This is a genomic window from Acetobacteraceae bacterium (assembly GCA_004843165.1).
In the GTDB taxonomy this organism is placed as follows: Bacteria; Pseudomonadota; Alphaproteobacteria; order Acetobacterales; family Acetobacteraceae.
The window spans coordinates 1714805-1726894 of the sequence record CP039459.1 but is presented as its reverse complement, the minus strand read 5'-3'; the positions used below and the strand labels follow the sequence as shown (position 1 = coordinate 1726894).

13 protein-coding genes are annotated in these 12090 nt (G+C 44.4%); 1 reads left to right on the top strand and 12 read right to left on the bottom strand.

Annotation, left to right across the window (positions count from 1 at the left end):
- Positions 1–41 precede the first annotated feature (41 nt).
- On the bottom strand, positions 42–1937 hold the full coding sequence (locus FAI41_08300; protein QCE33579.1) for an ATP-dependent metallopeptidase FtsH/Yme1/Tma family protein: 1896 nt from the start codon (positions 1935–1937) through the stop codon (positions 42–44).
- Positions 1938–2257: 320 nt separating this feature from the next.
- Here FAI41_08300 and FAI41_08295 point away from each other — a divergent pair, with 320 nt between their 5' ends.
- Positions 2258–2533, top strand: coding sequence for a hypothetical protein (locus FAI41_08295; protein ID QCE33578.1), 276 nt, complete (start codon positions 2258–2260; stop codon positions 2531–2533).
- Positions 2534–2724: 191 nt separating this feature from the next.
- Here FAI41_08295 and tilS read toward each other — a convergent pair whose 3' ends face one another.
- The 11 genes from tilS to ruvC all read right to left on the bottom strand — a co-directional run bounded on the left by tilS (position 2725) and on the right by ruvC (position 12089).
- On the bottom strand, positions 2725–3975 hold the full coding sequence (tilS, locus tag FAI41_08290) for a tRNA lysidine(34) synthetase TilS (protein QCE33577.1): 1251 nt from the start codon (positions 3973–3975) through the stop codon (positions 2725–2727).
- Positions 3976–4087: 112 nt separating this feature from the next.
- The gene (locus FAI41_08285; GenBank protein QCE33576.1) at positions 4088–5059 is read right to left on the bottom strand and encodes a tetratricopeptide repeat protein; all 972 of its coding nucleotides are present in this window, start codon (positions 5057–5059) and stop codon (positions 4088–4090) included.
- Between the two features lie 25 nt (positions 5060–5084).
- Positions 5085–5606 (bottom strand): peptidoglycan-associated lipoprotein Pal, encoded by a 522-nt coding sequence (gene pal / locus FAI41_08280; protein ID QCE33575.1) that lies wholly within the window; start codon positions 5604–5606, stop codon positions 5085–5087.
- Between the two features lie 170 nt (positions 5607–5776).
- Entirely contained in the window at positions 5777–7153 is a 1377-nt protein-coding gene (gene tolB, locus FAI41_08275; protein ID QCE33574.1) for a Tol-Pal system protein TolB, read from the bottom strand.
- A 93-nt stretch (positions 7154–7246) separates the two neighbouring features.
- Positions 7247–8227: an energy transducer TonB gene (locus tag FAI41_08270; GenBank protein QCE33573.1), complete on the bottom strand. Its 981-nt coding sequence runs from the start codon at positions 8225–8227 to the stop codon at positions 7247–7249.
- Between the two features lie 18 nt (positions 8228–8245).
- Positions 8246–8662 carry a protein TolR gene (gene tolR / locus FAI41_08265; protein QCE33572.1) on the bottom strand — a complete coding sequence of 139 codons (417 nt, stop codon included), beginning with the start codon at positions 8660–8662 and terminating at the stop codon, positions 8246–8248.
- Between the two features lie 17 nt (positions 8663–8679).
- Complete coding sequence (gene tolQ / locus FAI41_08260; protein QCE33830.1) at positions 8680–9339, bottom strand: protein TolQ; 660 nt, start codon at positions 9337–9339, stop codon at positions 8680–8682.
- Positions 9340–9436: 97 nt separating this feature from the next.
- The gene (locus FAI41_08255; protein QCE33571.1) at positions 9437–9913 is read right to left on the bottom strand and encodes a YbgC/FadM family acyl-CoA thioesterase; all 477 of its coding nucleotides are present in this window, start codon (positions 9911–9913) and stop codon (positions 9437–9439) included.
- The gene (gene ruvB, locus FAI41_08250) at positions 9913–10932 is read right to left on the bottom strand and encodes a Holliday junction branch migration DNA helicase RuvB (protein QCE33570.1); all 1020 of its coding nucleotides are present in this window, start codon (positions 10930–10932) and stop codon (positions 9913–9915) included. The genes FAI41_08255 and ruvB overlap by 1 nt, the downstream gene beginning before the upstream one ends.
- Positions 10933–11547, bottom strand: a complete 615-nt coding sequence (gene ruvA, locus FAI41_08245) for a Holliday junction branch migration protein RuvA (protein QCE33569.1) — start codon at positions 11545–11547, stop codon at positions 10933–10935.
- On the bottom strand, positions 11544–12089 hold the full coding sequence (gene ruvC / locus FAI41_08240; protein QCE33568.1) for a crossover junction endodeoxyribonuclease RuvC: 546 nt from the start codon (positions 12087–12089) through the stop codon (positions 11544–11546). The genes ruvA and ruvC overlap by 4 nt, the downstream gene beginning before the upstream one ends.
- Position 12090: the final 1 nt, after the last annotated feature.

Sequence of the window (12090 nt, the reverse complement as noted above, 5' to 3'; positions counted from 1 at the left end):
TATCATTTCACTAATATCTGCATTATCTTTAATGCCTCTCCCTAGATGGGAAAAGGCACTGTTGGTACCGAGGCACGCCGCCCAGAGCTAGAACGGCGAACAACTTCTCCCTCAATAACTGGGGCAGGAATTTCTTCCCCCTTAATAATACTGCCAATTTCATTCCCTGTTAGGGTTTCATGCTCTTGTAATGCGTGGGCAATACGGTGAAGCGCTTCAATATTATCCAAAATCAACTGACGACTTGTTGCGTAAGCATCATCGATTAAGGATTTGACTTCCTTATCGACTTCACGTGCTGTTTGCTCAGAAATATTACGCTGTTGCGCCATGGAATGCCCTAAAAAGACTTCTTGGCCACCATCATAACCAACCATTCCTAGCGTATCGCTCATTCCCCACTGCATAATCATACGGCGCGCAATATCTGTGGCGCCTTTAATATCTCCCGAAGCGCCGGCACTTACTTCGTCACGTCCAAAGATAATCTCCTCAGCGACACGCCCGCCCATCGCAATGACCAAACGTGCAAGACACCATTTGCGACTATAGGAAACATTATCTTTTTCTGGCAGGGTCATCACCATCCCCAACGCCTGTCCACGGGGAACAATCGTTGCTTTATGAATCGCATCACTGCCAGGCATGAGATAGGCACAAAGCGCATGCCCTCCCTCATGATAAGCTGTCATTTTCTTTTCTTCTGCCGTCATCACCATAGAACGACGTTCTGCCCCCATCATCACCTTGTCTTTCGCCTCTTCAAACTGAATCATTGAGACAAGTTTATGATCTTGACGTGCGGCAAAAAGCGCAGCTTCATTTACTAAATTAGCCAAATCAGCACCGGAAAAACCTGGTGTACCCCGAGCAATAATTCTAGCATCAACATCGGAAGAAATCGGCAATTTTTTCATGTGAACACGTAAGATCTTCTCACGGCCGCTCACGTCAGGATTTGGCACGACAACCTGCCTGTCAAAACGTCCTGGACGTAATAAAGCAGGATCAAGAACATCCGGACGGTTTGTCGCGGCAATGAGGATGACCCCTTCATTACTTTCAAAACCATCCATTTCTACCAACATTTGGTTCAGTGTCTGCTCACGCTCATCATTTCCTCCGCCAAGACCAGCGCCACGATGACGGCCAACGGCATCAATCTCATCAATAAAAATAATGCATGGTGCGGATTTCTTACCTTGCTCAAACATATCACGGACACGGGATGCCCCAACGCCCACAAACATCTCAACAAAATCAGATCCTGAAATACTAAAAAATGGGACACTTGCCTCACCTGCAACAGATCTTGCAAGAAGTGTTTTACCCGTACCTGGAGGACCTACCAAAAGAACGCCTTTTGGAATTTTTCCGCCCAAGCGTGTGAATTTCTGAGGATCTTTAAGGAAATCAACAACTTCCTCAAGTTCAGCTTTTGCCTCATCAATTCCGGCGACATCTGCAAAAGTAACCTTCCCTTGCTTTTCCGTTAAAAGCTTTGCACGGGATTTACCAAACCCCATCGCGCCACGTGCCCCACCGGATTGCATCTGGCGAAAAACCATAAAACACAAACCAAGAAGAAGTAGAATTGGCAACCAAGCGGAAATATAATGCATGAAAGGATTTTCATCATTTTCCGGCGGCTTCGCAAGCTCGACCTTTACCCCTGCACTCACAAGATGCTGTGGTAAAGTTGGGTCTAAGGGCGCATAGGTTTCAAATGTTTTATCATTTGTAAACTGGCCTGAAATATTTTGATCATGAATAACAACAGAACGCACCTGATGCTGGTCAACGTCATGTAGAAATTCAGAAAAACTCATTTGCTCAGATGGATGGTGACGATTCCCAGACTGAAAGACACTGAGTAGCAACAGTCCTGATGAAATCAAAATAACCCAGAGGGCAACATTGCGTCCGATATTTTTCATTTAAAACCCATACATCCAAAAATACTCAATCCTAAGATATATTCTGATGCCATCTCATATCTAGAGGAAAGATAAAAATTCTTATCTCTAAGCAATATAGGGGTTTCTCTTTAAAAATTAAGGATAAAAAACGAAATCTTTGACAATTTTATCTTTTTTTTATGTGAATAAGATCACAAAAATCACTTCCAGCCCATTTATAACGGTATTTTTGATAGAGAAAATCCCTTGACCTCTGTATACAAACAAAAGAAAAATATTTTTCAAGGACAATCTGTCTTTAATATCCCTTTAAAATTTATAAAAATAGGATCAAGATCTTGGCTAATTCCGTAAATCCTGAAAGTGTTTTATTCCCAGAAGGCTGGGTTGATGAGGTTGAAGTTCTTTTTGATGATAAATGCTTTTCCATTGCAAAAATAACAAAAGGTAAATGGAAGAATGGTACAGGTATCCGTTGGAGCGGTGCGCCAGGGACATCTAGTTGTCCAACTGGACGACATGGAAATCCTCTTTGGTTTATGCTTCCGGGCAACAATGAAGCCAGAAAGAAACTCATAGAGGTTTTAGAAACACTTATCACAGAAGATAAGTAAAAACTGCCTTTACGCTAACGATTACATTTTCTGAAAACGATTTTCTTCCTTTATTAAGCAGAAGTATCCTTAAAGACACCTTTGCTAAAGAAGGCTTTTTTGATCAACACTAATATGCAATCCAGCATATTATTTCTAATAAGGTGACAAACCATCGCCTTATTAGAAACGCTAATCACAACATCAACGCTCTAATAAAGTTCTTTACACCTAATTAATGCTAAAAAATCATTTCCAGCCCATTTAAAGGATAATTTAGGAAAAGATTTTAAAGTCCCTTTTTTTTCCACGGTGCCTAAAAATTCTTCTCCCTTCCAAAGAGACGGCAAGGATTGTGCGACTTCCAATGGCAAGTCTCTTTCCCTTAAACGCTCTTTTAAATTTCCCAAAGGGCGAACCTCTATTTCTGGATCCTCAAAATGCTCGCCTTCCCAAGCCCAGACCCCTCCCCATAAAGAAGAAGTTTCATAATTTTGAGAATATAAATCCTGTAAAGAAATCACTGGAAGATCTCGCATCTCCCGAACAAGGAGAAACGTTGGCTGAGAATAAGTTTCTCTTTTGAAAAATTTTTTAAGCTGCACACCGCCAAGCGTTCCAAAACGATCCATATAGAGACGAGATACTGCTGAAAAAGCAGGCGGATGCGGAGAGGCAGAAATGAGCTGAATAGCATATCTTAAAAGCGTCAGAGCCGTTTTTTTCGAGACATTTGTCCAAAATGAAATAGAGATTTCAGCCCAGCCGGCATCTTCATGCCATTGGAAATGTTTTCTCCACGCTTCAAAGAGTGCATATCGCTCAAAAACAATATTACAGCGTGCCAAACCGGAAAGATGACGCATTTTTTGGCGCTCATCTTTCGAAATATCCTGGCGCACCCTAACCCGTTCATAGTGACGATTTTGATTAGAGGGATCTTCACACCAATTTACTTTATTGCGGATCAAAGTCGCCTGTAAACGTGCTCTAGAAATGGGCAGTAAAGGACGCAAAACAAAAAGATCTTTATCTTTTACAAGCGGCTGTATCCCGGCTAAACCGAAATTTCCACTTTTTTTCCGCCAACGCATATAAAGCGTTTCATCTTGATCCCCTTGATGATGCGCTAAAGCAATTAAATTTGTTTGGCGCTCTCGGGCTATTTTATGAAAAGCTTCAAACCTTGCGCCTCTCGCGCGCTCCTGAACCCCAGTCCCTTTTGGATAATAATCAGGATTTATGCGAATAATGCTCGTTTCAATGCCAAGTTTAGAAAGGCGCTCTGCTGTTAGCTTTGCCTCTTCTGAAGATTCTGTACGCAGCCCATGATCTACAATCACAGCAAAAACATCCATAAAGCGAGAGGCTAAATAAGCCAAAGCCATAGAATCCGTTCCGCCGGAAACCCCAATGAGCAAGGGAGATTTTTGAGAATTTAATAGCCCTAAATAGGGGCGCATAAGTCCAGAAAATTCCAAATCTGAAACAGGTAAAATATCCTGAATTTGAAATCTCCTTTTAGAACATTCAATTATTGGGCACCCTTTAAAAAGCGCCCAACAAATCAATCCATTAGCCGCAATGATACTGCGTCTGCACCCGAGAAACTTCTGCCTTAAAAGAAGGTGCCGGATGTGGAAATTCTTTATTTACTTTAGAAAGCGCTTCACAGGCCGCTTGATGATCTCCAAGTGCATGCATAGATTGTGCTGTTCCTAAAAGCGCATGCGGCGCTACAGAAGATTTTGGGGCCAGCTTGTAGGAATCATAATAAGCAACTGCCGCCTTACTCCAAACCTTTTCACCAGCTAGTGATTGCGCCAGCAAATATTGCGCATCCACTCTCCCTGATTTTGGCGCTTTATCGAGAGCTTTACGTGATAATGTTTCCGCTTTGCTGTAATTTTTTTGCGCTTTTGCACTCCGTGCCGCACTGATTAAACCTGAAAAGCTTTCATCAATGGTTTTTACTGCAGGGCGAGCTGGAACCGCTGCGGGCACCACATTAGGTGAAGAATGGGAAACTTGGAATTTTAGATCATCAAGACGCTTGTCATAGCTTGCCTGCATCGTTGAAACTTGCTTTTGCAAAACATCAACAGACCCTTGAAGATTTCGAATACGATCCTCTTGGTCATTTACACGTTCTAACAAGCGTGAAATCATATCACTTTGCGTGCTGGCAACAGATTTCTGTCTTACAATTTTATTTTTTGCAGCCAATTCCTCTGCCGGAGTCATCGCAATAGGATGCTTAACAGTTTCATCGAGAACCGGCGGCTCTCCCCCGACATTTGAAGAATCACTCGGCACGTCTGGCACTTCATCCAAGATACGCCGTTGATCTGTTGGCGGGAGCGAAGACGCTCTTACGGCAGAGCGATGCTCTGCCGTAAGGCGCTCATTATTCGCAGCAATAGAGGAACGACTGACATCCTCCTGCTCCTGCCCAAAAGCTACTGTCCCAAAACATAGCGTTAAAGGAAGAGCTAACACCGCAGCAGAAATTGTACGGCGTATAAAGAAGTCACATTTTTGTGGCATCAGTTCTCTCTACTTGCAAATAAAATTAACGAACGCTTGTGATAGCGTTTCTGTTTGCAGACCATGCTTCTGGTGTATCACCGTCAAGCGCTGGACGTTCTTTACCATAAGAAATGGTTTTAATACGGGAACTGGCAACACCTTTAGCTTCAAGATAATCACGCGCTGCATTTGCACGACGTGCACCAAGTGCCAAGTTATATTCCTGTGTTCCACGATCATCGCAGTTACCGGCGATAATAATGTTTACTTTTGGATATTGCGCAAGCCATGCTGCCTGTTTATCCAAAGTCACTTTATCAGCATCTGTTAGACGATTCTGATTGAGTGCGTAGTAAACACGATCCCCAGCTGTGGCAACCAAGTCTGCTTCGGAGCCCGGTGTAACGACAGCAGCAGAAGTTGTTGTTTCTGTAGATGTTGTTGTTACTGTATTGTCAGAAACTTCTGTTGATTGGTCCTGGATGTCGTGACGATGGTGATGATGGCCAGAGCAACCGACGAGAAGCATACCAAGCGCTGTTGCGCCCAAAACTTTAAAATTCATGAACTCACCCTAGTTCTAATGTGACGAAAACGCCTTTGAAAGTAGAAATTCCTGTTACTTACAGCAACATATTCCACCTCCCCATAAAAGGCTTTTGAAGCCTTATCTGTCAAGCCGATAAATTTCCACAAATCAGGAAAGACAAATAAATTCAACATCAATCCTTTGGTTTAATCTCGTCTTGGAGACCAAGCGGGATCTGAAGCGAGTGTTGCTGTTGGAATAACACGCTCATTATAACCCGTTATATCAATCGTTGCTAATTGAGAATTAAAACCTGCCCCTTGCGAACCAGCAGCTGTTTGCTTGCAAAAAGTTAAAACACGTCCATTGGGACAGAAACTCGCCCCCTCAACGGTAAAGCCTTGCGTTAAAATCCGCTCTCCCGTGCCATCTGGATGCATAATACCTAAAGAGAAGCCATTGCCGTTAATTCTGGTAAAGGCAATCAAGTCCCCTGACGGCGCCCATACTGGAGAGCCATATCGGCCATTCCCGTAGGATATCCGTTTTGCAGGCCCACCTGCGGCAGGCATAATATAAAGCTGAGGCGAGCCGCCACGATCAGAGTTAAAGACGATTTGACTACCATCCGGGCTAAAGCATGGACTTGTATCAATTACGCCAGGCGCATGGGATAAACGACGCTGCTGCCGGGTCTTTACATCAATAATATACATGTCAGAGCCGCCGGAGCGTGTTGTTTCTGCCAGAATTAAAAATTTTCCATCTGGTGAAAATCGAGGGGCATAAGACATTCCCTCAAACTCGCCCATCAAGCTTTGATTACCTGTTTGAAGGTCATAAAGATAAACACGTGGTCTATCACCCGCATAAGACAAAAAGGCGATCTGATCTTTTATCGGATTAAATCTTGGTTCCAGCGTCAGCCAGCGCCCATCTGTTAAAAAATGCTGGTTTGCACCGTCATAATCCATAATTGCAAGACGTGTTGTCTGCTTATGTCGAGGCCCCGATAAGGCGATATAAGCGACACGTGTATCGAAATAGCCGACCTCTCCTAAAAGGCGCTGATAAATAACATCTGCAATAATATGCGCAATCCGCCGAGAACTTCTCATAGAAGCTGAGTAGGAAGTACCTTGCAATTGCTTAGCAGCCGGCGCATCCCATAAACGCATCTCAACAGTCAGCTGATCGCCAGAAACGGTAATCTTTCCCGTAACAACGGCGCGCACGCCGCGACGTGTCATTGCCGTAAAATCTGGTGGTACATTTGCCGGCAAAAAACCACCACTGACAACACGGAACAATCCCGTGGAAGCGAGGTCTCCTGCAATAATCGCTGAAATTGTTTGCCCTTCTGGCGAGCCAAAATCTGTTAGAACGAGAGGAATTGGTGCTTGGCGCGCCTGATCAACCGTGATTTCCGGCGCTCCCTCTTCTTTTTTGGAAACATGCGCAGCTTGCGCTGTTAAAGCGCTTAAGGGGCTAATCATAACCCCAGCCAAGCTCAAACCGCCAAGCATTTTTCGGCGTGATAAGTCAGACAACAGGGGGGATTGAGAAAAAGAAGAAAAATCCATTGATATACTCCGACGAGCTTCCTCGGCTATGTAACACATTCTCTTTCCGCTTTAGCACGTTCTTATCCAAAAAGTGAATCCGAAATGCTAAAATTAAGGCCGAAAGACAAATTTAAAGACATGTTCTTCACCGAGCATCCGTGCCGGCAAAGGTAGTTTTGAGCAAGCTGGGCTAAGAACTGCGTCCCTCGCACGCTCTGCAAAAGCACGATAAACAGGATCAGATTGCATTTTTTCTGCTGTTTCTGGCGCAAAATCAGCAATGCGCACAACCCCTTCTGTATCTGTTGTAATGCTTAAATGTGCTTGAAAAGTTTCATAGCCACTGCTGCCTGTATCCTGTTCATAACAACGACGAACAGAAGATCCCATTGCCTTTTGCTCTCCAGAAGTTAAAGCTCTCGTATCACCATCGGGATTCCCCCCACCCTTTGTCGTTCCCCCCGGCGTTGGATTAGGATGCGCTTTTGGTGGTGCCTTCTGTTTTTCTTCCGAGCGAAAATTTTCAATCGAAGCTAAAAGCGAGTGGCTGTCTGAAGCCATTTTAGAGGCGGCCTTCTCCTGTTTTGTCTCAGAAGGCGGTGTTTTAATCGGTGGTTTATCTATGTTATTTTTAGGACCTTTGACAGCAGCCGGTTTTTCTATTTCCTTTTTTTGAGGCGATTTTGTTAATGCCAAATCGTCTTTTTCCGGTGAAGGTGGTATTTTTTTCTGATCTGAAGGTCGCTCCTTCGCATCCGGTGAGGCTGGCGAAGGTGGTGGCGGTGGTGTTGAGGGCGGTGGCGGTTCTGGCGGCTTTTCTGTCGGCGGCACAGGTGAATGCGGTGCCGCAATATCCTTTTCAGAAGGCGGCTCTGGCGTCTTTTTTAAATTTTTTGATTTTACAGCCGTTGTCTTTGTATGTCCGTCATCAAAAACCATTTCCACAGGTTGTGCCGGCTGTTCCTCTTTATGAAAAAAAGAAAAGCCAACAAAAAGAAAAGTTAAAAAAAATGCGCCATGTAAAAGGAAGGAGAAAGAAATCCCTCCTCCCCATGATTCACGAACTCTTTTTTTCTCATCATCTCCGGACATAAAAAGATCAGCCCCTTCTTATGATGTCGGTGGCTGCTGCGCTAAAAGTGCAACATGCGTAAAGCCTGCGGAGGTTACTTTCCCCATTAGGCCCATCACTCTCCCATAGTCAATCTTTGCATCCGCCCTAACAAAAATACGATGTGCCGTATCACCATGAGAGGCCTGTTGCAAAGTCGGAACAATATTTTCCAACGTCACAGGGTTATCTCCAACAAAAACAGAACCATCATTCTTTAAAGAAACGGTGATCGGTTTTGAATCTGTGTTAATCGGCGTTGCACTTGCTTTTGGCAGATCAACATTAACCCCTGTTGTCATCATCGGTGCTGTTACCATAAAAATAATCAGCAGAACGAGCATCACATCCACCAAAGGTGTCACGTTAATAGCCGTTTCAAACTTCTTCTTTTTACGTGTTCTTCTGATCGCCATTCTTAAAAATCCACCTTTTATAATTTGTGGGATTTTGGCTCTTCCGCCTGTCGTGACAAAATCGCAGCAAATTCAGTTCCGAATGCATCCATTCTATCTTCAAAATCCGAGAGGCCGGCACTGAAAAAATTATAAGCCATATAGGCTGGAATGGCCGTAACAAGCCCAATGGCTGTTGCAAAGAGCGCTTCGGAAATTCCTGGCGCAACAACAGAAAGATTTGTACTGTGCATTTGGCCAATAGCTTGGAAAGAGACCATAATTCCCCAAACTGTGCCAAAAAGACCGATAAAAGGCGCAACCGGCCCCACTGTTGCAAGAAAAACCATATTTCGCCCAAGTCTTTCGCTTTCACGACTGATGGTCACGGAAATAGCTTGCTCAATGCGCTCTCTCACAGTCAAAGAAGACATATTAATCCCTGCGATACGAGAAGAACGACGCCACTCTCCCATTGCAGCAGAAAAAATAGCTGCGATCGGATGTACCGGGCGACTTCCTTCTTCTTCGTAAAGCTGATCTAAGGAAGCCCCCGACCAGAATTTTTCTTCAAACTGATTAGCTTCTTTATTAACCCGAATAAGAAGAAGCGATTTTTGAAAAACAATCGCCCAAACAAGAATACTAAAAAGTAAGAGCGTCGCCATTACGAATTTAACCGCAACCGATGCATGCATGAAAAGTACAAAAGGCGATAAACCGCCTGAACCCAAAACCGCTTGATTAACTTGATCCACGTTCTCTCCTATTGCCACTAAACGCTTTCAACAGCCATTATCCTATTGCCTGATTCGCTTCCTTAATTCTCTGCCTAAGCGCTTCTGGCGGATACTCCCCATTCCAAACATGCCGCAAAGCCAATCTTAAATCTTCCGGCGGCTTTGTACATAGACGCAATGTTTTGCAATCAATCAAAACAAGCTCCACTTTTAAACGGGCAGCAACCTTATTTTTCGTAAGGTTAAAAATTTCCTGCTCGACAATCACCCGCATCGCCTTTTCTTCAATCATGCGATTACGGACTTCCCCCTCATCATCAAGCTCCATCGGATCATAATAACGAATTTCGAGCTGGCGCACGACAAAACCAAGATTGCGTTTTTCTGCAAGCTCTTTTGGCGGAAAACCAGCCATACGCAAGGTTTCACCACGTGAGCGCTCTGCAAACATCAGATAGCGCGCATGGTAGACGATGCCACCTGCATCTGTATCTTCATAGTAGATTCGAAATTTATATTTTTCTGTTTCCATTAAATAAGCCCCCTTTGTGGCGGAATAATGCCTAAAATTTTCCAAGTTTTATCGCCGATCATTCGCCCCTTTGCTGTTCTCACGACCAACCCTTCTTGTATTAAATATGGCTCAACAACTTCTTCTAAAGTGTCACGCCCCTCTGCCAAGGCGGCAGCAAGTGTTTCGATTCCAACAGGCCCCCCAGCATGAAAGGAAGCGATCCTACGCAAGTAACGCAAATCCATCGCATCCAAACCATTCGCATCCACACCTAAACGAATGAGCGCACGATCCGCAATATCTTTTCCAACAGTCTCATGCCCCGCAACGGCTGCAAAATCCCTTACCCGTCTCAAAAGACGCCCTGCAATTCGAGGCGTTCCACGAGAACGGCGGGCGATTTCATGCGCACCTTCTGGCATTAAATGCATCCCTGTTTTAGCCGCATTGGCCATGACAATCGTTGTCAAATCCTCTGTTTTATAAAATTCTAAACGAATAGGGATACCAAAACGATCTCTAAAAGGTGTCGCCAGCAAGCCTGAACGTGTTGTTGCGCCTACCAGGGTGAAAGGCGGAAGATCAATTTTAACGGAGTGCGCTCCAGGCCCTGTACCAATGACAAGATCTAACTGAAAATCTTCCATTGCCGGATACAGAACCTCTTCAATCGCCGGTTGCAAACGATGAATTTCATCAATAAAAAGTACATCATGCGGCTGTAAGTTTGTTAAAATTGCAGCCAAATCCCCTGCACGCTGAATCACAGGTCCTGAGGTTGAGCGAAAACCGACTCCCAACTCTTTGGCAACAATCTGCGCCAATGTTGTTTTACCTAAGCCGGGCGGACCATGTAACAGAACGTGATCCAAGGCTTCCCCACGTTCTTTTGCTGCCTCAACAAAAATTTGTAAATTTTCACGTGCGGCTTTCTGTCCAATAAATTCCTGTAAATTTTGGGGACGTAAAGCAGCCTCTGTGCGAATTTCAGGTAAATCAATCACCTGAGGGTCTAATGCATCAAGACGATCTTCCATTTAACCAAGCTCTTTGAGGCAAAGACGTAGAAAATCAGACGTTGATAAATCATCCCCTTGCGCTTCTGAAACTTTTTGAAAGGCTTTTTCCGCTTCATTTTTACGAAAACCCAGCCCTTCCAAAGCCGAAATCACATCATCACTTTGAAGTTTGGAGGCTGTTTTTTGAGGTGTTTTTATTTCTTTTGCAGGCAATTCAGACAAAGGAACAGGTGGTAACGGCCGAGCGCCAAGCTCTAGCACAAGGCGTGCAGCCAAGCGTGGCCCCACACCAGCAGCTCTTGAGAAAACCTTTTTATCCTGTTCTTGCACGGCAAGATAAAGTTCCGCAGGGGAAGAAACGGACAAAAGCGCCAGAGCAACTTTTGCTCCCACCCCCTGAACATCAAGAAGACGGCGAAACCATTGCTGTTCCGTTCTGTCAGAAAAACCAAATAATAAAAAAGCATCTTCACGCACAATGGTTTCAATTAACAAGGTGCATTCATTTAAATTTTCTGAGATTTTATCTAATGTTCTTGAGGAAACTGAGACAAGATAGCCAACACCATTGACATCCAATAAACATTCACCTGTCTCAAGAATGTCTGCCTGTCCCCGCAATCTTCCAATCATGCACTCACCCTCCCCCGTGCAATACGTAAATTTGTCGCACGACGATATGCGTGACAAACTGCCATAGCCAAGGCATCTGCGGCATCTGCACGTTTTAACGTCGCCCCCGGCAGCAAATGCTTAATCATCAACATAACTTGCTGTTTTGTCGCCTGCCCTGTTCCAACAACCGCCAACTTAACCTCTTTTGCCCCATATTCTGCGACAAGAAGCCCTTTCTGCGTCGGCACAAGCAAAGCCATAGCACGAGCATAGCCTAACTTAAGCGTGGCAGCACCATTGACATTAACATAGGTTTCTTCAACTGCAGCCTCTTGCGGAGAGTAGGTTTCGATAACCTTTTCAATCCCCTCATAAAGAGCACATAAACGTTCCGGAACAGACATGCTGCTATCTGTCACCAAAACACCATCCGCAATATGTGAAATACGATTTCCAACAGCCTCAATAATGCCCCAGCCAAGAAATCTCAAACCAGGATCAAGCCCTAAAAGACGTACGGAACCGGAAGATCTTCCTGAAACTGGGGAAAATGAGGAGATT